19 protein-coding genes are annotated in these 21,879 nt (G+C 47.7%); 4 read left to right on the top strand and 15 right to left on the bottom strand.

Annotated features, from left to right (window positions below; genetic code table 11):
- Window positions 1-39 precede the first annotated feature (39 nt).
- From GA693_RS04005 to paaA, 12 genes are all read right to left on the bottom strand, one after another.
- Complete coding sequence (locus GA693_RS04005) at window positions 40-639, bottom strand: hypothetical protein (protein WP_005177381.1); 600 nt, start codon at window positions 637-639, stop codon at window positions 40-42.
- Window positions 640-709: 70 nt separating this feature from the next.
- Window positions 710-1,657 (bottom strand): phenylacetic acid degradation operon negative regulatory protein PaaX, encoded by a 948-nt coding sequence (gene paaX / locus GA693_RS04000; RefSeq protein WP_160241375.1) that lies wholly within the window; start codon window positions 1,655-1,657, stop codon window positions 710-712.
- A 60-nt stretch (window positions 1,658-1,717) separates the two neighbouring features.
- On the bottom strand, window positions 1,718-3,010 hold the full coding sequence (gene paaK, locus GA693_RS03995) for a phenylacetate--CoA ligase PaaK (RefSeq protein ID WP_005177377.1): 1,293 nt from the start codon (window positions 3,008-3,010) through the stop codon (window positions 1,718-1,720).
- Window positions 3,011-3,053: 43 nt separating this feature from the next.
- Window positions 3,054-4,280, bottom strand: a complete 1,227-nt coding sequence (pcaF, locus tag GA693_RS03990; protein WP_160241376.1) for a 3-oxoadipyl-CoA thiolase — start codon at window positions 4,278-4,280, stop codon at window positions 3,054-3,056.
- A gap of 14 nt (window positions 4,281-4,294) precedes the next feature.
- Complete coding sequence (locus GA693_RS03985; protein ID WP_160241377.1) at window positions 4,295-5,848, bottom strand: 3-hydroxyacyl-CoA dehydrogenase; 1,554 nt, start codon at window positions 5,846-5,848, stop codon at window positions 4,295-4,297.
- Between the two features lie 2 nt (window positions 5,849-5,850).
- The gene (gene paaG / locus GA693_RS03980; protein ID WP_160241378.1) at window positions 5,851-6,642 is read right to left on the bottom strand and encodes a 2-(1,2-epoxy-1,2-dihydrophenyl)acetyl-CoA isomerase PaaG; all 792 of its coding nucleotides are present in this window, start codon (window positions 6,640-6,642) and stop codon (window positions 5,851-5,853) included.
- Entirely contained in the window at window positions 6,642-7,412 is a 771-nt protein-coding gene (locus GA693_RS03975; RefSeq protein ID WP_160241379.1) for an enoyl-CoA hydratase-related protein, read from the bottom strand. Before GA693_RS03975 ends, paaG begins: the two co-directional genes overlap by 1 nt.
- Window positions 7,413-7,436: 24 nt before the next feature.
- A complete protein-coding gene (gene paaE / locus GA693_RS03970) occupies window positions 7,437-8,495 on the bottom strand; it encodes a 1,2-phenylacetyl-CoA epoxidase subunit PaaE (protein ID WP_075174494.1) in 1,059 nt (352 codons plus the stop codon).
- A gap of 39 nt (window positions 8,496-8,534) precedes the next feature.
- Window positions 8,535-9,035 carry a 1,2-phenylacetyl-CoA epoxidase subunit PaaD gene (gene paaD, locus GA693_RS03965; protein WP_160241380.1) on the bottom strand — a complete coding sequence of 167 codons (501 nt, stop codon included), beginning with the start codon at window positions 9,033-9,035 and terminating at the stop codon, window positions 8,535-8,537.
- A 28-nt stretch (window positions 9,036-9,063) separates the two neighbouring features.
- On the bottom strand, window positions 9,064-9,819 hold the full coding sequence (gene paaC, locus GA693_RS03960) for a 1,2-phenylacetyl-CoA epoxidase subunit PaaC (protein WP_160241381.1): 756 nt from the start codon (window positions 9,817-9,819) through the stop codon (window positions 9,064-9,066).
- A gap of 11 nt (window positions 9,820-9,830) precedes the next feature.
- Window positions 9,831-10,121: a 1,2-phenylacetyl-CoA epoxidase subunit PaaB gene (gene paaB / locus GA693_RS03955; protein ID WP_005177351.1), complete on the bottom strand. Its 291-nt coding sequence runs from the start codon at window positions 10,119-10,121 to the stop codon at window positions 9,831-9,833.
- Window positions 10,122-10,157: 36 nt separating this feature from the next.
- Entirely contained in the window at window positions 10,158-11,102 is a 945-nt protein-coding gene (paaA, locus tag GA693_RS03950; RefSeq protein ID WP_104490639.1) for a 1,2-phenylacetyl-CoA epoxidase subunit PaaA, read from the bottom strand.
- Window positions 11,103-11,363: 261 nt separating this feature from the next.
- Here paaA and paaZ point away from each other — a divergent pair, with 261 nt between their 5' ends.
- From paaZ to GA693_RS03935, 3 genes are all read left to right on the top strand, one after another.
- Window positions 11,364-13,481, top strand: a complete 2,118-nt coding sequence (gene paaZ / locus GA693_RS03945; RefSeq protein WP_160241382.1) for a phenylacetic acid degradation bifunctional protein PaaZ — start codon at window positions 11,364-11,366, stop codon at window positions 13,479-13,481.
- Between the two features lie 200 nt (window positions 13,482-13,681).
- Window positions 13,682-15,106 (top strand): spinster family MFS transporter, encoded by a 1,425-nt coding sequence (locus GA693_RS03940; protein WP_160241383.1) that lies wholly within the window; start codon window positions 13,682-13,684, stop codon window positions 15,104-15,106.
- 267 nt (window positions 15,107-15,373) lie between these two features.
- Entirely contained in the window at window positions 15,374-15,868 is a 495-nt protein-coding gene (locus GA693_RS03935) for a Dps family protein (RefSeq protein WP_005177343.1), read from the top strand.
- 268 nt (window positions 15,869-16,136) lie between these two features.
- On the opposite strand, the gene GA693_RS03930 is transcribed toward GA693_RS03935, so the two are convergent.
- Together GA693_RS03930 and GA693_RS03925 are read right to left on the bottom strand one after the other, a co-directional pair.
- A complete protein-coding gene (locus GA693_RS03930) occupies window positions 16,137-16,322 on the bottom strand; it encodes a hypothetical protein (protein WP_160241384.1) in 186 nt (61 codons plus the stop codon).
- Window positions 16,322-18,022 carry an FAD-dependent monooxygenase gene (locus GA693_RS03925; RefSeq protein ID WP_160241385.1) on the bottom strand — a complete coding sequence of 567 codons (1,701 nt, stop codon included), beginning with the start codon at window positions 18,020-18,022 and terminating at the stop codon, window positions 16,322-16,324. Before GA693_RS03925 ends, GA693_RS03930 begins: the two co-directional genes overlap by 1 nt.
- Before the next feature lie 419 nt (window positions 18,023-18,441).
- On the opposite strand from GA693_RS03925, the gene GA693_RS03920 reads away from it, so the two are divergent.
- Window positions 18,442-19,662: a multidrug effflux MFS transporter gene (locus tag GA693_RS03920; protein WP_160241386.1), complete on the top strand. Its 1,221-nt coding sequence runs from the start codon at window positions 18,442-18,444 to the stop codon at window positions 19,660-19,662.
- A 790-nt stretch (window positions 19,663-20,452) separates the two neighbouring features.
- Here GA693_RS03920 and GA693_RS03915 read toward each other — a convergent pair.
- Entirely contained in the window at window positions 20,453-21,820 is a 1,368-nt protein-coding gene (locus GA693_RS03915; RefSeq protein WP_160241387.1) for an MFS transporter, read from the bottom strand.
- Window positions 21,821-21,879 lie beyond the last annotated feature (59 nt).

Genomic DNA, 21,879 nt, shown 5'->3' with positions numbered 1-21,879 from the left:
AATGCGATATACCTAAAGATCACAGGTTTTTATATTCACTTAAGCCTGTTTTTTAATCACATGCTCGGCGGAAAAATCGCGATAGGTACGGCGTGAGGCAGTTTGTTCAGGCAATGGCTCAACCTCGTGCATGCTCTGCAGACAGCGTGCAGTCAGTTCAATATATTGCTGGGTGCCATGACGTTTCCAGGCAATTTCCTTGTCTTCCAGTGGCCGCACCACCTTAGCCGGACTGCCGAGTGCCAGGACATTGGCCGGAATCTGGGCTTTGGCTTTCACGGTACTGTTGGCGCCAATAATAGTATTTTCACCAATTTCCGCTTCATCCAAAATCACGCTATTCATGCCAACCAGTACGTTTTTACGAATGATGCAGCCATGCAAAATTGCCCCATGTCCGATATGGCCATATTCTTCTACCAGCGTCACGCTGTCTGGAAAACCATGCACGGTACAGGAATCCTGCACATTGGCATTCTGCTGAATATGGATTCGGCCAAAGTCGGCACGTAAGGCAGCAAATGGGCCAATATAAGCCCCGGCTTCAATAATCACATCACCAATAAGTACAGCAGTTGGATGCACATAAGCCTGCGGATGCACCACAGGAATCACACCATCAATGGAGTAACACGGCATATTTTATTCCTTTAAAATAAGCGGAGTAGATGCTTCCCCACCACGAGGCAAGGAAGCTCTATGAATAGACTCAAGCCAATGAGCTGGGTTCTTCTATTTTAATACCGCCAAAACGCTTGAAGAATTGCGGATGCGCCGGTGGCATTGAACCTTCCGACGTGCGCGCCAGTTCCATAAAGAATTCTTCTCCGGCACTGACCACACGCTGATACAGGTTGCTACTTAAGTTGCGTGCATTCAGCGATAACCAGTCCGATGGCAGCAGCTCAAACGGCAGGTTCGGATCTTTCAGCAAAATCCGGCGATACTGATGAATCAGCAAAATCCGGATCTGGAAGGCCTGTACCGGGTCCAGTTCATCTTCGGCATCAACCAGATTCAGAAATTCACGGAAATCACCCATGAATTTTTCATAACGCTGATGCAGTTCAGGCACCGGCCAGTTGGTTGCCACCATGCGTTTAATGGTTGGATACGACTCCTGCCATAACTGCAAGGTTTCAGCTTTAAAGATCACCACCTGATCGGTCATTTGCAGATTCAGTAGCAGATTTTGCAGTTTCAGATGATCACAACCCGGATAAGCCATCACGTTGGTGGCAATATTGGCAAAACCGAGCCATTCCAGTTCTTTCTTTAAAATGGCTTTATTTTCCAGCTCGACCGAACTGAGCAGTACCAGATCCCATTTCTGATCCCATTCCTTGTGCTGGAAGCTGTAAATTTTCTGGTCCGCCATAATAAAACGCTGACGGCTGTTTTCGGTAATACGGTAATAACTGGTGCGGCCAATTTTTTCCGATACCAACCAGCCGTTTTGTACCAGACGAAATACAGCGGTACGTACCGAACGTTCATTCAGGCCAAACACATCCATCAGCTGGATCAGGCTAGCCAGACTGATAATCCCACCGCGATGAAAAATACAGTCACCAAATACGGTCATAATCAGCGATGTGCCACTTAAGGCTTCTTGCTGAATAAAATCATCAATACTTTGTTTTAGTTTTGGATTCATTGCGATGTATTCACACCCTGTTTGTGAGGGCAATTGACCGCAGTCAATCGCCCACTGAACCTATGCAGACTTTCGGATATCAAATACCCGCTGCGCCTTACCTTCTGAGCGTGGCAGACTACCTTCCGGCAACACATCCACCGTCACGCTAATGCCCACCATGGTTTTAATCTGGGCTTTTAACTGCCCGGCCAACTGGTGCGCCATAACATCATTGGTATCTTTACGCATTTCTGCCTGAATATGCAATGTGTCGAGGTGTCCCTGTTTACAAATATGAATCTGATAATTCGGAATCAGCTGCGGAATATGTAAAATCTGCTCTTCAATTTGTGACGGGAACACGTTCACACCGCGGATAATCATCATATCATCGCTGCGTCCAACGATTTTGTCCATACGACGCATGGTGCGTGCCGTGCCTGGTAACAGACGGGTCAGGTCACGGGTACGGTAACGGATCACCGGCATGCCTTCTTTGGTGATGGTGGTAAAGACCAGCTCGCCCAGTTCACCATCTGGCAGGACTTCACCAGTTTCCGGATTGATAATTTCCGGATAGAAATGATCTTCCCAGATGGTTGGGCCGTCTTTGCTTTCCAGACATTCCATTGCCACACCCGGTCCCATTACTTCGGACAGGCCATAAATATCCAGCGCATCAATGCCCAAGCGCTCTTCAATTTCCTTGCGCATTTCATTGGTCCACGGCTCGGCACCAAAAATACCGGTACGGATAGAACAGTCTTTGGCTGTGCCAAATTTCTTTTCCAGCGCTTCAATAATATTCAGGCAGTAAGATGGCGTAACCATTAAAGCGGTGGGCTTAAAGTCATGAATCAGCTGCGCCTGACGCTCGGTTTGGCCACCCGACATTGGAATAACCGTGGCACCCAAACGCTCTACGCCATAATGCGCACCCAAACCGCCGGTAAACAGACCATAACCATAGGACACCTGAATGGTATCTTTGGCACTTAAACCGGCTGCACGTAAGGAACGTGCTACCACATCTGACCAGGTCTGAATATCCTGCTGGGTATACCCGACCACGGTCGGCTGGCCGGTGGTACCTGATGAGGCATGCACGCGCACAATCTGTTCCTGTGGCACGGCAAACATGCCAAACGGATAGTTGTCACGTAAATCTTGTTTGGTGGTAAACGGGAATTTGGCCAAATCTTCCAAAGTGTTGAAATCATCAGGATGAACCCCTGCTTCATCAAACTTCTTTTGATACACCGGGCTGTTCTGGTAGGCATGCTGCAGCGTTTTTTTCATGCGCTGTAGCTGGATGCTACGTAACTCATCGATTGAAACAGTTTCGATTTTTTCCATTGCATTGTTATTCATCTTATTACTCCTTTTCAATCATCCTGATTGAGTGCTGTATTTTTTACTTGGATGTGTCCTCATCCACATTTTCGATAATCATGGCCACGCCCTGGCCCACACCGACACACATGGTGCACAGTGCATATTTCCCTTGACGACGTTTTAATTCTTTCATGGCGGTAATCACCAGACGCGTTCCACTCATCCCGAGTGGATGTCCCAAGGCAATCGCGCCGCCATTTGGATTGACCCGGGCATCATCATCCTGCAAGCCCAGTTCACGGGTCACCGCCAGTGCCTGTGCGGCGAAGGCCTCGTTCAGCTCAATGATATCCATCTGATCTAGGGTTAGCCCGGTCAGCGCCAGCACTTTACGTACCGCCGGCACCGGCCCGATGCCCATATATCTGGCTTCAACACCGGCACTGGCCGAGGCCACGACTTTGGCTAAAGGTTTTAGCTGATGTTGATTCACAAAAGCCTGATTGGCCAGCATGACACAGGCAGCGCCATCATTTACCCCGGAAGCATTACCGGCGGTAACTGAACCGCCTTCTTTACGAAACGGGGTTTTCAGGCTGTCTAAAGCCTCCAGCGTGGTGTCAGCACGTGGATGCTCATCGGTCTGGAAGATGATGCTGTTTTTCTTACGGTCTTTAATTTCAACCGGCATAATTTCTTCGGCCAGAATCCCGTTTTGCTGGGCCACTGCAGTTTTCTGCTGACTGCGATAGGCAAACAGGTCCTGATCGGCACGATGTATCTGGTATTTTTCTGCAACGTTCTCGGCGGTTTCCGGCATGCTATCGACGCCAAACTGCGCTTTAAATTTCGGGTTAATAAAGCGCCAGCCGATGGTGGTATCAAAAATTTCCGGGGTGCGGCTAAAAGCGGTTTCCGGTTTGGACTGGACAAAAGGTGCACGGCTCATGGACTCAACCCCACCGGCCAGTACAAACCGCGCTTCACCGGCCTTGATCATACGCGCGCCTGTGGCAACCGCATCTAAACCTGAGGCACAAAGACGGTTTAGGGTGATGCCCGCGACATTGTCCGGCATGCCGGCCAGCAAGGCAGCCATACGCGCCACATTACGGTTATCTTCACCAGCCTGATTGGCACAGCCTAAAATCACCTCATCCAGCTCTTGCCAAGGTAATTCAGGATGCTGGGCTTTTAAATACTGTATTGGCAAGGCAGCCAGGTCATCTGCACGGATGCTGCTGAGCGCACCGGCATAACGGCCAATTGGGGTGCGAATTCCATCGCAAATAAATACCTGTTCCATGTCCTGTGGTTTCCTTAGCCTGCTTGGCGAAATTCTAATTCTTGCTGTGACTGCGTACGTTCCTGTGCAGCCTTCTTGCTTAAATATATACTACAACGGTAGCGTTCTTCAGCATAAATACGATACATATTTTTCAAAATTTGTAAAATAGTGTTATATCCAATTTTTTCTGCCCACTGGAATGGACCTTGCGGATAATTCACACCATATTTCATTGCTGAATCAATATCTTGTTCGGTTGCTATAGCATGCAGCACTGCTTCACTGGCTTCATTCACCAGCATGGAAATGGTACGCAGCACATACAGACCTGCATGATCTTTAGTCCAGATTGGTATCAGATCAATCGCGGCAAAAAACTGCTCGACTTTGGCGATATCGGCTGCGTTACAGGCCGGTGATGCCACGATTGGTAACGCCTGTGCCACATTCCAGTCAGCATGCCAGTCCATCAGCACTACTTTGTCCTTGCTATAGTCCAGCTCGACCGATTCACCGCGGCTTAAACGCAGGCGTACATCACCCAGTACAATTTCTTCATCTGCCTGTGGCTGACGCTGCACTTTCAGCTGTGAGGCTGCCTGAATCCGCGAGATCAAGCCGCTAGAATGTGACCAGCTTCCATTGACTGCAAGCTCAAGTTCACCCGGTGCAACGCTCGGCATAGCCGGTAAACGATAGGCCGGTGAACGTTCAGCCTGACGATAATCATAAAAACCCTGTCCACTTTTACGGCCGAAACAGCCGGCATCCACCAGCTCTTTCTGGATTAAAGACGGACGATAGCGCGGCTCATAAAAGAATTCCTGATAGACGCTTTGGGTCACGGAAAAATTGATATCCTGCCCGATTAAGTCGGTCAGTTCACACGGCCCCATAGCAAAGCGGCCACATTCACGCATGATAAAATCCAATTGTTCAGGCGTGGTGACATTTTCCTGCAAGGCACGAAAAGCTTCGGCATAATAAGGACGCGCCACCCGGTTGACAATGAAACCCGGCGTTGATTTGGCCGTCACTGGCACTTTGTTCCAACTTTGCATCAGGCTGAACAATGCCTGTGCAATCTGGGCTGAGGTTTTCAGACCACGAATAATTTCTACCAGTTTCATTACCGGTGCCGGATTAAAAAAGTGCAGTCCGACCACACGCTCAGGCTGTGGAATTGTCGCGGCAATGGCAGTAATAGAAATGGATGAGGTGTTGGAGGCAAAAATAGTTTCCGCTGGACACAGTGCCGCCAGTTGCTGAAACAGCGCTTGTTTGACCTCTTTCTTTTCCACAATGGCTTCGACCACTAGTTGTGCATTCGCCAGTGCCTGAAGATCACTAGCAATCGTTAAATTGGCCAGCGTTTGCTGTAACAGCTGCGCTGTCATTTTCCCGGCCGCGACACGTTTTTCCAGCTGGTTTTTTAATTGTGCCAAAGCAGCCTCAGATTTTTGCACATCCACATCAAACAGCTGGGTTGGATGGCCATGCATGGCGGCCAATTGTGCAATACCAATGCCCATGGTGCCGGCACCAATCACCGCGACACGGGCCTGCTGTAAACAAAGTTGTTCCATGATTAGCATCCTGTATATTGCGGTGTGCGTTTTTGCATAAAGGCTTGGACGCCTTCTTTATAATCATTTGAACGGCCGGCCAGACGCTGTAGGTCACGTTCCAGAATGAGCTGCTCATCCAGATTATTATCGGCTGCGGCATGAATGGCTTTTTTGATTAAGGACAGACCATAGGTGGGCTGTTTGGCTAAATGCTCGGCCATTTTCTCGGCTTCGGCTTTCAGCTGATCATCTTCTACCACCTGCCAGATCATGCCCAGTTGCAGCGCCTGTTCTGCGCTGACTTTATCACCCAGCATGGCCAGCCCCATGGCTTGGGCACGGCCAACCAGACGCGGCAGGAACCAGGTGCCACCTGAATCCGGAACCAGACCTAAACGGCAGAAAGCCTGAATAAAGGATGCCGATTTCGCAGCCAGCACAATGTCACAGGCCAAGGCAATATTGGCACCAGCACCGGCCGCAACCCCGTTAACCGCGCACAGCACCGGTTTTGGCATGTCGGTAATCAGCTTGATTAAAGGGTTGTAATATTTCTCAATTGACAGGCCTAAATCTGGCGCATCGGCATTCGGATCGACCACGCGGTCATTCAAATCCTGTCCGGCACAGAAACCACGACCTTCGGCAGAAATGACCACCGCGCGAATCTTGCTGTCTTTGGCCCAGGCCTTCATAACCTTGGACACTTCCTGATGCATGGTTTCATTAAAACTGTTGAGCTGCTTCGGACGGTTAAAGGTCAAATAGCCCACTGCATTTTTTTCTTCGACAATAATTGTTTGGTAATCCATTACACACCTCTAAATTCCGGTTTTCTTTTTTCTAAAAATGCCTGAATGCCTTCCTGACGGTCTTGGGTCGCGGCCAGCCAGACAAAATGTTGACGTTCTAATTTGAGGCCCTGGCTCAAGGTCACTTCATGAATCGACTTTAAGGACTGTTTGATGGCACGGATAGCCAGTGGCGCCTGCGCTGCAATTTTTGTTGCCAGTTCCAGTGCATATTGCACCGTAAGGCCGCTTGGACAGACCTGACTGCTAATGCCGTGTTGCAAGGCGGTATTGGCGGAGACCATCTCTCCGGTCATGGCCCAGCGCATCGCCAGTTGCTGCCCAACCAGACGCGCCAAACGCTGGGTCCCACCGGCGCCTGGTAACATGCCCAAACCAATTTCAGGGAGTGCAAACTGGGCATTTTCACCGGTAATGATCATGTCGCCATGCAAGGCCAGTTCAAAACCTGCCCCCAGCGCATAACCATTGACCGCCATAATCAGTGGCTTGGAAAATTCATCAATACCTTTCCACAGCAATGGACGCTGATCCTGCTGGATGCTCACCACATCCAGTTGTGCCAGTTCATTTAAATCTGCCCCGGCAGCAAAACACTGCGGATTGCCGGTAATCACCACGGCTTTTACACTGGAATCTGCATCCAGCTGATGCAGATGATCAGCCAGTTCTTTTAAGGTGGCATTGTTCAAGGCATTACGCTTTTCCGGGCGGTTCAGTTCAATTAACACCACACCCGGCGCGGCCAGACTGCTTTTTAAATAATCCATGGCTTGTGACTCCCTGTCCGCTGCTTATTCGTCAAAACTTAAGCGTACATTGGCACTGGTCGGACGTGCCTGACAGCTCAGCACATAGCCTTTGGCCACTTCATCTTCTTCCAGGCTGTAGTTGATGGCCATTTCGACCTCACCTTCCAGCACCTTGCATTTACAGGTCGCACAGACCCCGCCTTTACAGGCATAAGGCAAGTCAGCACCGGCGCGTAAGGCGGCATCGAGAATGCTGTCATCCTGTTTGGAAACGTCGACAATCAGTTCACGGCCATCGAGAATAATATTGACCTTCTCTTCGCTACGGCTTTCAATTTGCGCAGCGCTGGCTTTCGGCACAGTACCGGTATTAAAACGCTCGGTGTGAATTTTGCTGCGCTCGATGCCCAGTTCTGGTAACACTGTTTCCACCGCATTCATCATCTCTTCCGGGCCACAGGCAAAGCAGTGATCGAACTGGGAATGAATTAAACCCGCCTGAAACAGCTGTTGCAGTTTTTCCGCATCAATCCGGCCATTGAGTAACTGGCTGTCATTCAGTTCACGCGAGAAAACATTGACCAGTTGCAGACGCTCTTTATAACGGTCTTTTAAATCCATGATCTGTTCCGAGAACATGGTCTGTTTCCAGGAACGGTTACCATAAACCAAGGTAAAATGCGCACCCGGCTGATGGTTCAGCACCGATTTTACAATCGACAAAATTGGGGTAATGCCGCTACCAGCAGCAAAGCCAAGATAATTCTGGCCGCCAGTTTTGGCTGCTTTTTGAAAAAATACGCCTTGTGGTGGCATCACTTCCAATACATCACCGGCTTTAAGATGCTCATTGGCCCAGGTCGAAAACTGGCCCTGATCAATTTTCTTGATGGCAATGCTCATGTCTTCAGCACGATCACTGCAAATTGAATAACAACGACGGATTTCACCCTGCTCGGTCAAATGACGGATGGTAAGATGCTGGCCTGGCTGATACTGGAATAAATCGGCCTGTTCAGGTGCCAGATCAAAGGCAATACAGATGGCCTGTTCGGTTTGTGGCTGAATTGATTTAATGGTTAAAGGTATAAATTGGCTCATGTGAAAATCCCTCTTGCATGCCGACGATGCTTGTCATACTTATATACATTTGAAATAGTCAAACGGTTCAAGACAGTCCTGACACTTGTATAAGGCTTTGCAGGCTGTGGAACTGAATTCGCTTAATAATTTGGTCTGCTGGCTATGACAGTGTGGACAGCGAATGCCATCACTGAGCGCCACATGCGTGCCACATTGATGTGACTGGCCTTGTGGTGGCGCAATGCCGTACTGCTGCAACTTCTGCTTGCCACTTTTGCTCATCCAGTCGGTGGTCCAGGCTTCCGATAAATCCACCACCACCTGAACCGGGGTTAGACCTTTACTTTGGAACGCCGCGGTGATTTCATCTTTAAGCAGATCGGTGGCCGGACAGCCGCTATAGGTCGGGGTCAGTCGCACCACAATTTCATCTTGCGCGTTGAGTTCAACGCCGCGAATCATGCCCAGATCCAGCACCGACAGCACTGGAATTTCCGGATCAGACACCTGCGCCAGCGCATCCCAGCATTCATCTAGACAATGTCGAATTAAATTCATGCGACTCACTCCCTGTGATCAAGCTGAATTACCAGGCCATATTTGGATAGGAACGCTGCATATATTGCAGTTCGGCCAGAATAAAGCCCAGGTGTTCGGTATGCAGGCCCTGTTTGGCACCGCTACGATACGCACCCGTGTCTGGCAGGCTCAGGCCAAAACGTTGCAGTTCGGTCTGTACCTGTGCCGTCCAGGCGGCTTTTAAAGGTGCAAAGTCTGGTAAAATGCCCTGTGTGACCAGCTGCTGCTCATCTGCGGACTGTTCAAACAGCTCTGCAGTAAAACGCCATAACTGGTTCAAACCCTGCTGGGTTTTCTCATGCGCTTCAGCAGTGCCCAGACTTAAGCGCTCCATCCAGGTGGTAGAAAAACGCAGATGATATTTGACTTCTTTTAAAGATTTCACCGCAAAAGCAGCGACATCGGCCTGCTGGCTCTGGCTTAAGGCTGTAAACAGTTCCAGGTGGTACAGATCCATCAACCATTGGCGTACCATGGTCTGGGCAAAGTCACCATTCGGCTGTTCACATAACAACAGGTTGCGGTATTCACGTTCGGTGCGGAAATAAGCCAGTTTGTCTTCATCACGGCCCAAACCTTCGATCTCACCAGCCAGACTTAAAGCGGTACGTGCTTGACCGAGCAGGTCCAGACCGATATTGGCCAGTGCAATGTCCAGCTCCAGTTCCGGCGCATGGCCACACCACTCGGCCAGACGGTGCGATAAAATCAGCTGGCTGTCGCCCACATGCAGGAGAAATTGCGCTAATACAGTTTGATTCATTGTACTGCTCCTTACATGTGCTCAATGCCATCTGGAATATTGTAAAACGTCGGGTGACGATAGACTTTGTCCAGTGAAGGATCAAAAAATTCCGGTTTTTCATCTGGTTGAGATGAAGTAATCAGTTCCGATTTCACCACCCAGATGCTCACCCCTTCATTGCGGCGGGTATAAACATCACGTGCATTTTGCAGTGCCACTTCATCATCAGATGCACGCAGGCTGCCAACATGACGATGGCTTAAACCCTGTTTACTGCGTACAAACACTTCATATAAAGACCAGTGATTTTTATTGTCCATGAGCGTATTCCTTCTTCATTTCCGTATGTGAGCTGTTTAAGCAACTTTCTGTTGTTGTTGCTGGGTCTGTTGTTTCTGGGCATAAACGGCTGCGGTATCACGCACCCATTTGCCGCCTTCCCAGGCTTTACGACGTGCTTCAATGCGTTCGTGGTTACATGGGCCTTTGCCGGCAATCACATCAAAGAATTCGGTCCAGTTGATTTCACCAAACTCGTAATGGCCAGTATCTTGATTAAAACGTAAATCTGGATCTGGCACGCTCAGGCCAAGCTGCAACACTTGCGGTACGGTGTTATCGACAAACTTCTGACGCAGTTCATCATTACTGAAACGTTTGATTTTCCAGGCCATGCTTTGCGCGCTGTTCGGCGAGTTGTCATCGCTTGGACCAAACATCATTAGCGCCGGCCACCAGAAACGGTTAACCGCATCTTGCGCCATCTGTTTTTGTTCTGGCGTACCATTGGCCAGTTGCATCATGGCTTCAAAGCCCTGACGCTGATGGAAACTCTCTTCTTTACAGATGCGCACCATGGCACGGGCATACGGACCATAAGAGGTACGGCAAAGCGCGACCTGATTGACAATCGCTGCACCATCGACCAGCCAGCCAATCGCGGCTACATCGGCCCAGCTCAGGGTTGGATAGTTAAAGATGGATGAATATTTCATGCGACCGGCAATCAGCTTGTCCATCATGTCATCACGGTCGGCGCCCAGAGTTTCTGCTGCGCTGTACAGATACAGCGCATGACCGGCTTCATCCTGCACTTTGGCCAGCAATACGGCCTTACGTTTTAAGCTAGGTGCACGGGTAATCCAGTTGCCTTCTGGCAACATGCCGACCACTTCAGAGTGCGCATGCTGACCAATCTGGCGAATCAGGGTTTTACGGTAAGCCTCTGGCATCCAGTTTTTAGGTTCAATTGAAATGTCCTTTTCAATTGCCTGCTCAAAGCTGTGAAGTTGATTTGTCATTTTATCCTCACTTATCCCAAGTGTTCTGGTATTAAAATTAAAACGATACATTTTAAAAATCAATATTAATTTTTAAGTATCAAATAAAATAATTCACAAAATTAACTCAATTTATTGTTTTTTAATATTTTTATTTTTTAAAAAATTTTTTATTGCAAAATTTGAGCAGAAATATGATTGACAAAAGCGCGTTAAAGTCAGAAATTATGAAACATCAAAACTAAAATATTACTCAAAACGTATCATAAAAGGAGTTATATCATGCTTGAGTTAGACACCCAGACAGCGCAGACGGAATCGCAAGCGACTGATTATTCAAGCGTTCGCCCGGCACTGAAGACCTTAAGCTCACTGGTATGCGGTCAGGAATTTGTTGCGAGTCAGGATTTCCGTCCGGTACAGCATGCCATTACCGGTGAAACCATTTATCAGGTCAGCAGCTTTGGCCTCGACACCCGTGCGGTGGTCGACTATGCCAAACAGCATGGCGCGGCGATTGCCTCCTGGACTTTTCATCAGCGTGCCAATGCACTTAAACAGGTGGCGCAATATCTACTGGAACGTAAAGAAGATTTTTATGAACTGGCCAAAGCCACCGGCTGTACCCGTAAAGATGCCTGGATTGATGTCGAAGGTGGTATTGGTACCCTGTTTGCCTATTCCAGTCTGGTGCGCCGCGAACTGAGCGATGAAACCGCCTGGGTGGAAGACAGCTGGATTCCGCTGTCCAAGCATGGCGCTTTTGGCGCCAAACACATCTTAAGCCCGAAAGCAGGCGTGGCGGTGCATATTAATGCCTTTAACTTCCCGATCTGGGGCATGCTGGAAAAAATCGCGCCAACCTTATTGGCCGGTGTACCGTGTATTGTTAAACCGGCGACCGAAGGTGCCGAGCTGACCCATGCCGTAGTTAAAGCTATTCATGCCAGCGGGTATTTACCGGAAGGTGCATTACAGCTGATTTGCGGCCAGACTTATGACCTGTTTGAGCAGCTGAATCCACAAGATACCGTGACTTTCACCGGTTCTGCTGCAACCGGCCAGAAATTACGTGCGCATCCGCACCTGAATCAGTACTCGATTCCCTTTAGCATGGAAGCCGATTCCGTCAACAGCGCCATTCTGACGGAACAGGCCAGCGATACGGCGATTGACCTGTTTGTGCGTGAAGTCTTCCGTGAAATGACCAGCAAAGCCGGACAGAAATGTACTGCAATTCGTCGCGCTTTTGTGCCACGTGAACTTTTAGCGACCGTGCAGGAACGTTTGATTGCCAAGCTGCAAAAAGTGGTAGTCGGTAATCCGGAGCTGGATCAGGTCACCATGGGTGCACTGGCCAGCCTCAAACAGAAACAGGACGTGGCGGCCAAGGTGGAACAGTTAAGCCAGGAAGCCCAAATTGTCTTTGGTAGCCATTTACGTCAGGACTTTAGTATTCAGGCCGATCAACCCGAACTCGGCGCATTCTATCCGCCAACTGTACTGGTCTGTGAACAGCCTGAACAGGCCAGCAGCCTGCATCAGATTGAAGCCTTTGGTCCGGTGGTAACGCTGATGGCCTATGATCATCTGGCACAACTGGCCGGTCTGGTGGCACGCGGTGAAGGTAGTCTGGTGGCCTCGGTGGTACGTGATTGCGAGCAGAATATTGAACAGCTGATTGCCAAGATTGCCCCGTGGCATGGCCGTGTGCATGTGCTGGATGAGGAAAGCGCCAAAGAAAGTACCGGTCATGGTTCGCCATTGCCGCATCTGGTGCATGGTGGTCCGGGTCGTGCTGGTGGAGGTGAGGAACTGGGCGGCTTGCGCGCGGTAAAACATTATATGCAACGCACCGCAATTCAAGGTTCACCGAATGCCATGACCCAGATTGGGCATAGCTGGACCGCCGGTGCTCAGGTGTTTGAAGATCGGGTTCATCCATTTAAAAAATCGTTTGATGAATTACGTGTTGGTGAACGTCTGCTGACCGCACGCCGTACTGTAACCGAGGCCGATCTGGTGAACTTCGCCTGCTTAAGCGGTGATTATTTCTATGCACATATGGACAAAATTGCCGCGGCAGAATCGCTGTTTGAAGAGCGTGTCGCACACGGCTACTTTGTAGTGTCTGCCGCAGCCGGTCTGTTTGTTGATGCTGCGCCTGGCCCGGTGATTGCCAACTACGGCATGGACAACCTGCGCTTTGTCGAGCCGGTGAAAATTGGCGATACCATTCAGGTCGAGCTGACCTGCAAACAGAAAACCCCGAAACAGCAACGCGACCCAAGCCAGAAGCCACACGGCGTGGTGGTGTGGGATATTAAAGTGAAAAACCAGCGTAATGAACTGGTCGCCACCTACGATATTCTGACACTGGTAGAACGTGGCGAAGCTTAAGCCGAACTATATTGAACCAAGAAAAGGAATCTTTATGATTCCTTTTTTTATTTATACTTAAAAATATGTATCTTTTTATTCAGAACAGATTGACCCGCTGTGCAGAAAGGAATAAATTGAAGATAGACGATACAAAACAAAAATAACAAGGTTTAAAACGTATCATATTATCTTATACGTTCAGCACAGGAAGTTGCACAATGAATGATAAAACTCTAGAGATAGATGCGGTTGAAAGGAATATTCAACCCGAAAGTAAACAGTTTGAAGCGGCTCATCCCATTGACCTGCCGGCCACGCCTAGTTCGCAGGAAAGCAGCAGTACCTATCAGTGGTATGTGGTGATTATCTGTATGGTGGCCTATATCCTGTCTTTTGTAGACCGCCAGATTCTGTCCTTAATGATTGAGCCAATTAAGGCTGATTTAATGCTCAGTGATACCCAGTTCAGCTTATTGCAAGGCCTGGCCTTCTCGCTGTTCTATGCCTTTATGGGCGTACCCATTGCCGCACTGGCCGATAAAAAATCCCGGATTAAAATTATTTCCATCGGCATTGCCTTCTGGAGTCTGGCCACAGCGGCTTGTGGTTTAAGTAAAAACTTCATCCAGATGTTTTTAGCACGTTTAAGTGTCGGTGCCGGTGAAGCGGCCCTGTCACCTGCCTTCTACTCGATTGTGGCTGACCTGTTCCCGAAAGAAAAACTTGGCCGTGCTTTAGGTGTTTATGCGATTGGTGCCTTTATTGGTTCTGGTCTGGCCTTCCTGATTGGCGGCTACGTGATTGGCTTATTAAAAGAAGTCGATTTTGTGGTATTGCCAATAATTGGTGAATTAAAAACCTGGCAACTGACTTTCTTTATTGTCGGTTTACCAGGTGTTTTATTGGCCCTGGTGATGATTCTGACCGTACGTGAACCCAGCCGTAAAGGTGTGAAAGTCGGTCAGGATGGTGAAGTCGTTAAAGCCTCATTTAAGAACTCGGTGGCTTTTATTAAATTGCACAAGAAAACCTTCTTCTGTCATTTTATTGGCTTCTCTTTCTACACCATGATGCTGTATTCGTTATTAGGCTGGGCACCGGCCTATTACATGCGTCATTTTGGTCTCGATGCCAGTCAGACCGGTTATGTCCTGGGCTGTATTATTCTGGTGGCGAATACGGCGGGGGCGCTGTTCTGCGGCTGGCTCATCGACTTTTTCTCCAAACGTGGCTATAGCGATGCTGCCATTCGTGCCGGTGCTTTGGGCTGTGCAGCGCTGATTATTCCAAGTGTGCTGTTTACCCAGGTAGATAATCTGTACTTATCGTTTGCACTGATTTTTGTGGCGATGTTCTTCTCGACCTTCCCGATTCCAGCCTCGGCTGCCGCGACACAAATGCTGACCCCCAACCAGCTCCGTGCTCAGGTTTCTGCCAAATTCCTGCTGATCTCCAACCTGATTGCCTTGGGTGTGGGTACTACGGCTGTGGCTTTAATTACCGATAACTATTTTGAAAACACACTGATGGTTGGCAACTCGATTTCAATTGTCAATGCAGTGGCCGGTGTGATTGGCGTATTCCTGCTGTATAAAGGTTGTCGCTATTATCGTGACAGTATCCAGCATGAAAAATTGAACTAAGTGCTCCATCCCTGATGAAGAATGAGCCGGCCTCATTCTTCATTTATTTCTGGCAGATCATCCATCCTATCTCATCTTCCCTGTTCAAATTGACTTTTCTATCTCCTGATCTGCGCGTTTTCAGCATCTTCAAAATTCCTCTGATTTCTGGTGATGATGCTTATACAGTATTACTACCATCTGCAATCTTTTTGCAGCAGCAACTGTGCTACATTCATGTATGTTGATCATCTGATTCCTTATAACGACAAGCTTTGGGAGCGACTCATGGCGAAAATGAAAAAAGCATCGATGCATATTGATATTGGTATTTCTGAAGATAACCGGGCCAAAATTGTCGAAGGGCTTTCCCGACTTCTGGCCGACAGTTATACCCTATATTTAATGACCCATAATTTCCACTGGAACGTGACCGGGCCACAGTTTAACAGCCTGCACACCATGTTTATGACGCAATATACCGAGCAATGGAATGCACTGGATGTTATTGCCGAGCGGATTCGTGCGCTGGGTTTTCCGGCGCCGGGAACCTATAAAGAATTTGTAAAACTGGCGTCGATTGAAGAAGTCGAAGGTGTACCAAAAGCCAATGAAATGGTGGAGTTATTGGTTCGTGCCCATGAAACAGTTGCCCGTACCGCACGCAGTATTTTTGATGTGGTGGAAGAAGCCAATGACCAGCCAACTGCGGATGTACTGACCCAACGATTGGAAGTCCATGAAAAAACTGCCTGGATGTTAAGAAGCCTGTTAGAAGAATAAATAGATGAAGAATAAAACCGGGGCGATGCTCCGGTTTTATTTTGGGTGATTTTAGACGCTGCTGATCTAAAGTGGGGTAAAACATGCGCCAGATAATCCGCGGCTTGTAGACGCGTTAAATGCGCATCTGTATTTGAGATTAATGTCACTGTGGTCATAAGCATCAAACCATCTTAAATCCTTTTAAAACTGCCGCACCCGGTATAAAACGGAGTGCGGCCAATCCTGACTTTATTTTAAAACCTAGTTTGCAAAGGCTAATCTCATATTAGTCTTCAAAAACTTTGGCCTGATTAATCAGCTGGATAAAAGCTGAACCATCCTGAATGCTATTGGCACTTAAAAGTGCCAGTTTGACCAAAAACAGTTCGCGTTTTTCCGGTGCAACCCGATCAATACTTTCTGCCAGATAGTCATAGACCTGCTCTAATTCCTGAATCGCAATATCACGCATTACACACCTTCCTTGCTTGTGCTGAATTGTTCAAAAACTGCTGAAATTTGCCCTGGCTGATAGCTGAACCAGCGTCCATTAATATGATGATCCGGTCGTACTAGATAAATACTGCCGACATCGCCACAGAAACGCTCGGCGGCAAGCTGCGCATTGATGGCAACGCTCTGGTCTGCCGCGCTGGCCTCCTGTCCATCTAGTGTCAGTGCAATCAGCTGTACGGGCAGCTGCTGTTTTAACTGGGCAATTTCTTCACTTAACGCTGCACTTAACTGACCCTTTTCTGCCAGTATCAGCACAGTAAACTGACCGGTAATGACATCATATAAATACTGACCATTGTCCAATTTCAGATTCGGGAACAAGGCACCATTTTCAGTCTGTTCCGCCATCTGGGCATTATCATCCTGCTGGCTGTTCAGCGGTGAATGGGTATAGGCATGTGGTCGTGAAGTCCGCCAATGATATAAAGGTCGTACAAACTCATGCTCTAAAGACAATGACAGCACCGCATTACGCAGCAAACGGAAACCTTCTGTAGGAGGCGCCATAAAACGGGTTGATTTGCTGGCTTCAGCAATAATTTCCCGCGCTGCACCCACCCGGTCGAAAGTATAACTTTCCAGTAATTTCTCAGACGCCCAGCCCTGAATCACAGCGGCCAGCTTCCAGGCTAAATCAAAAGCATCCTGAAAACCGGTATTGGCACCACGTACCCCAAAAATTGGCAACAGATGGGCCGCATCACCCACAAAAATCACCCGGTTATGTACATAATTGCTTAAGGTTAAAGCACGCGCGGAATAGACTGTGCTCCAGTCCATTTCCCAGCTTAAATGATCTTTACCAATCATTTTTAACTGGTCATTGACCGCTTTATTCAGGTTTTCTGGTAACAGCGCTTCTTCAGGGCTAATGTTCGGATCCAGCTGATAGTCAAAACGCCAGATATCATCCGGTTCACGGTGCATCAAGATGGTATTGCCCGGATTCCAGTCCGGTGAGAAAAAGGCCAGACGCTCGGTCGGATAATCCAGTTTAATGCGGATGTCAGCAATTACGAATTTGCCTTCATAGCTGGCCCCTTCCATACGCAGGTTCATACTTTCACGCATAAACGAACGGCCGCCATCTGCCGCAACCACCCATTTGGCATGGTGCTTATATTCTCCTTCTGGGGTATGCAAGGTTAAAGTGACACAGTCATCTACCTGCTGCTGTGCGACCACTTTATTGCCCCAACGCACTTCAATATTGTCATGCTGCTCAATGGCTTGCAGCAAATAATCTTCCAGCCAGTTTTGCTGCAGGTTATTTAAAGGGGCGAACTGGTCATGCTCATGTACAGGCGATGCCATGCGAAACGCCACCTGACCTTTATAAATAGAATTACCATGCGTCCACGGCAGTGCTTTTTGCATGATTTTTTCAGCCGCACCGGTAGCATGTAAAATTTCCATTGAGCGTTTGGTATAAACCAGTGCACGGCTGCCTTCAGACAGTTGTTGTTCTGCCGACAGTAAAATTACTGAAATCCCCTGCTTGGCCAGCAGCAGCGCAGTCGACATACCAATTGGCCCCGCCCCGACAATGGTCACACTGTCCGGCTGTGCGGTGGTATCGCTGGTGCTATGAAAATAAGGATAGACCTTATATTGATAATACAGAGACTTCCTTGGTTGCGTTTCAGGTGAGTGCATACAAACTCCTTATTGTCCTTTTCATTTTTTCAGCACGCGGGCTGTGCTGCTCCACACGGTTTTCTCAACGGTGCGACCCCACAAAACAGCCTGCGCTGGTTTAATTTCATCCATTCACAGAATCATAATGAATTCTTGTTTTTCAAACAACCGTTTGATAGATTTATTAGCAAAATAATATTTCAGTCTTCTCGACCAGCAAATAAAACTTAATTCATTGATTTAACAAGAAATGATTAATTTTTTATCGCAAAAGTGGATGTCGATACAACAATCAAATATGTAATTTATTGATTGAAATTTCAAATAAACATCCAAGTTTGTGTAAAACGGCTGCAATAGTGGGCCAGCAAGTTGAGATAAAGACTGAAATAGTGGATCAGGCCGATCCTCCACTTACTTGAAGGAATCTTGCACTCATGGATGATACTCAACACGCGCGCGCCTATTCGCGGGGCTGGCTGCTGTTACTGACCTTGTTAACGGCTTTCAGCTCCTTATCGACCGATATGTATTTGCCAGCCTTACCCATCATTGCCCAGGAATATGGGGTAACCACCCAGCATGTGGCCAATACTCTGGCGGCCTATTTTCTGGGTCTGGCCTGTGGGCAGTTATTTTATGGGCCTTTAAGTGACCGCTTTGGCCGGAAACCACCCTTATATTTCGGGCTGGCGCTGTATATTGTGGCCAGTCTGTGCTGTGCCTTGGCGCCCAATGAAACGGTCTTGCTAATCTGCCGGGTATTTCAAGCACTCGGAGGCTGTGCCGGTGTGGTCATTGCCCGTGCTGCCATTCGGGATCGGCTGGATATTCGCGAATCGGCGCAGGTATTTTCCAGCATGTTGCTGGTGATGGGGCTAGCACCGGTACTGGCCCCTGCCTTCGGGGTGTTGCTGATTCAATATTTTCACTGGTCCAGTATTTTTTATTTACTGACCCTTATTGGCGTGCTGACCTTGATTTTGGTGCATTTGTATTTTCAGGAAACCTTACCCGTAGACAAACGCCATGTGGTGCCTTTTAAGCGTATTTTGTATAGCTATCTAAAACTGTGTCAGTCACCAACCTTTAGCCTGCCAATGCTGGCCGGCGCCTGTTCCTATGGCATTATTTACTGTTATTTAAGCGCATCTTCCAACCTGTTTATTGATTTTCTAGGCTTATCCAAACAGACCTTTGTCTATTTATTTGCAATTAATGCATTTAGCCTGATTGTATTTTCCTCCATGAATAAACGCCTGATTCGCTCCTTTACCGTGTATCAGCTGTTTAAAGGTGGCTGTTTTATTCAGCTGAGCGGAATTGTCATGATCAATCTGTGTGCCTGGCTGAATTTCCCCAATTTATATGTGATTATGCTGGGGCTGTTTCTGTTAATTGGCGGGATTGGGATTACCGGCCCCAACTCAATTGCGATTGTACTGCATAGCCAGTCCAGTCAGGCCGGTCTAGCCAGTGCCTTAATGGGTTGTGTCCAGTTTCTGACCGGCTTTGTGATGGGGATCATTCTGTTCTTCCTGCCGTTTAATATTTTGCAGAATATTAGTCTGACCACCCTGATTGCCATCACCATCAGTTTATTTTTGGCCTATCAAAATATACAGGATCGTGCGGCTTACCCAACCTTATCCCGCTAGGGTTAAGATGATGCACTAAACAGATGACATTTCATGAGAAAACCGGCTTTTAAAGGCCGGTTTTTATTTGTTCATTTTAAATAGTGTATTCAGCGCAGTTGTTCGCTGAGAAAAAATAAAAACTGTAAATTCCAGACTTAAACCGTTATTGATGTTGATAGATGATAAGCAATTCCTAGCGTCACAGCGCCGCAGTGGAGATGACCCACCGGCAAAAGATTGAGATCGATGGAAATGAGTGATCAATCCTTTCAATACGCGATCACTTACCCCGATAAGCTCATCGTTTAAGAAAGAGATTTAATCCTTCAACAGGATCAATCACCAAGTTAAAGCCAAATTTTCAGTGTTGGTCGATGCGCGATATTTTTCTTTTTTAATTGAAATCTTTTCCCAAAACCGACAGTGCTTTGATAAAAGAAGTGATGAACGTTTTTTATTTAAGTATCTGTAATGATAAAAAATGATGATTAAAGCAAGATACTCAGTCATAAAAACCTGCTCAGTCTGCATCTGTTGTAGAAGATTTAGAGGAGGGAGAATATATCAAAACCCGCATCAACAGATTGGGTTCATACCTTCTTTTTAAATCTCTGGTTCAGTCTAAAAATGATCCTGGCCAGCTTATGAAGATATTTAAATCGATCAAAAGTATTTAATCAAAGTCTCCTGATCTCCCGGTCATCTCTTTCAGCGCCATCATCCACTCTCCATCTTCCAGATATAAAAAAGCCAATAATCTGACGACTCAAATTATTGGCTTCCCAGAAGGTTGTGCTTAATTGTGAAATCAGGCCTTAGCTTTTTCCAAACTCACCATCTGGGTTTTCTGCTTTTTTTTCATCAGACGCGTAATCATAAACATTGAGAATGCTGCCAGGAATGCTGGAATGGTCAGCAAGTTGACAATCTGCTCACCTGACAGGCCTGATACCATCAGCCAGCCCACCGCGCCCGAGCCAATAAATGAACCTAAACGGCCGGCACCACCTGCCCAGCTGACGCCAGTTGAACGGCAATGGGTTGGGTAGTAGCTTGAGCAGAACACATGAATACCGACATGCGAGCCACTAATCCCGGCACCAATACCAAAGATACCCAGTACAATCAGCATTGTGCTTAAGTTTGAAACGCCCGTGCTGAGTAACAGTACACAGAATGCACCCACCACATAAGAGATGGTCAATACACGGCTCTGGCCGATTTTATCCATAAAGAAGGCAATCACCAGGGCGCCCACAGTACCGCCAATCTGGAAGGCAGAAGTAATCCAGGACGCACTTTGCAAGTCAAAGCCTTCATTTTTCAGGATGGTCGGCATCCAGCTTGAAATCATGTAGATGATGATCGAGCCCATGGTAAAGGCACACCAGAACAATAAGGTACCGGCAAAATAGTCTTTACTGAACAGTTCACGGACACTCACGTTCTGCTTTTCGGTAACAGAAGCCACCAGTTCAGGAATAACCTGGCCTTTTGGTGCCATCTTGCGAATAACTGTATCAATTTTCTCTTTGGAAAATTTGTTCAAGACCATGAAGCGTAAAGATTCAGGCATGAAATAATACAAGAATGGTAAGGTCAACAGCGGAGCCAGACCACCAATAATTAAAATCCCTTGCCAGCCTACCAGCTGAATCAGCTGTCCAGACAGTAAACCACCTGCGGCGGCACCCATGGTATAACCACAGAACATCACGGTCACCAGGGTCGAACGTCTAGAGGTTGGGCAATATTCCGAGGTAATAGTGACCGCATTTGGCATGGCGCCACCTAAACCGAGGCCGGTTAAAAAGCGCAGTATCACCAGTGTGGTCAGGTTTGGAGAAAATGCAGAAATTAAGGTACCAATACCAAAAATAATCACGCTCCAGATAATGATCCGCTTACGGCCAAATTTGTCAGCCAACGGACCAAACATAAATGCACCGAGCATTAAACCAAAGACACCCGATAAAAACAGCGGTGCCAGATCTGCCGGGCTAAGCGACCATTCTGCAATTAGGGCGGGCGCAATAAATCCAACTGCAGCAATATCAAATCCATCCATGGCTGCAACGAGGAAACACAGCACAATAATAACTTTTTGTAACCGTGATAATGGAATACTGTCGATAAAATTCTGAACTTCCATACGTTCAGCTGTGTGTTGAGTCATCCTGTTTCTCACTTTATTTTCAGCTTTTTGTCTTGCTGAATGCACATCCTTGTTTTTCA

Origin of the sequence: Acinetobacter indicus, from assembly GCF_009914475.1 — a bacterium.
Taxonomy (GTDB): Bacteria; Pseudomonadota; Gammaproteobacteria; order Pseudomonadales; family Moraxellaceae; genus Acinetobacter; species Acinetobacter indicus.
Note: the sequence above shows the minus strand (reverse complement) of the source record. Positions and strands in the feature narration are given on the sequence as shown.

Excerpts from the sequence above, each read along its gene's own strand:
- GA693_RS04005 (WP_005177381.1), bottom strand. The coding sequence starts at position 639 with ATGCCGTGTTACTCCATTGATGGTGTGATTCCTGTGGTGCATCCGCAG.
- paaX (WP_160241375.1), bottom strand. The coding sequence starts at position 1,657 with ATGAATCCAAAACTAAAACAAAGTATTGATGATTTTATTCAGCAAGAA.
- paaK (WP_005177377.1), bottom strand. The coding sequence starts at position 3,010 with ATGAATAACAATGCAATGGAAAAAATCGAAACTGTTTCAATCGATGAG.
- pcaF (WP_160241376.1), bottom strand. The coding sequence starts at position 4,280 with ATGGAACAGGTATTTATTTGCGATGGAATTCGCACCCCAATTGGCCGT.
- GA693_RS03985 (WP_160241377.1), bottom strand. The coding sequence starts at position 5,848 with ATGGAACAACTTTGTTTACAGCAGGCCCGTGTCGCGGTGATTGGTGCC.
- paaG (WP_160241378.1), bottom strand. The coding sequence starts at position 6,642 with ATGGATTACCAAACAATTATTGTCGAAGAAAAAAATGCAGTGGGCTAT.
- GA693_RS03975 (WP_160241379.1), bottom strand. The coding sequence starts at position 7,412 with ATGGATTATTTAAAAAGCAGTCTGGCCGCGCCGGGTGTGGTGTTAATT.
- paaE (WP_075174494.1), bottom strand. The coding sequence starts at position 8,495 with ATGAGCCAATTTATACCTTTAACCATTAAATCAATTCAGCCACAAACC.
- paaD (WP_160241380.1), bottom strand. The coding sequence starts at position 9,035 with ATGAATTTAATTCGACATTGTCTAGATGAATGCTGGGATGCGCTGGCG.
- paaC (WP_160241381.1), bottom strand. The coding sequence starts at position 9,819 with ATGAATCAAACTGTATTAGCGCAATTTCTCCTGCATGTGGGCGACAGC.
- paaB (WP_005177351.1), bottom strand. The coding sequence starts at position 10,121 with ATGGACAATAAAAATCACTGGTCTTTATATGAAGTGTTTGTACGCAGT.
- paaA (WP_104490639.1), bottom strand. The coding sequence starts at position 11,102 with ATGACAAATCAACTTCACAGCTTTGAGCAGGCAATTGAAAAGGACATT.
- paaZ (WP_160241382.1), top strand. The coding sequence starts at position 11,364 with ATGCTTGAGTTAGACACCCAGACAGCGCAGACGGAATCGCAAGCGACT.
- GA693_RS03940 (WP_160241383.1), top strand. The coding sequence starts at position 13,682 with ATGAATGATAAAACTCTAGAGATAGATGCGGTTGAAAGGAATATTCAA.
- GA693_RS03935 (WP_005177343.1), top strand. The coding sequence starts at position 15,374 with ATGGCGAAAATGAAAAAAGCATCGATGCATATTGATATTGGTATTTCT.
- GA693_RS03930 (WP_160241384.1), bottom strand. The coding sequence starts at position 16,322 with ATGCGTGATATTGCGATTCAGGAATTAGAGCAGGTCTATGACTATCTG.
- GA693_RS03925 (WP_160241385.1), bottom strand. The coding sequence starts at position 18,022 with ATGCACTCACCTGAAACGCAACCAAGGAAGTCTCTGTATTATCAATAT.
- GA693_RS03920 (WP_160241386.1), top strand. The coding sequence starts at position 18,442 with ATGGATGATACTCAACACGCGCGCGCCTATTCGCGGGGCTGGCTGCTG.
- GA693_RS03915 (WP_160241387.1), bottom strand. The coding sequence starts at position 21,820 with ATGACTCAACACACAGCTGAACGTATGGAAGTTCAGAATTTTATCGAC.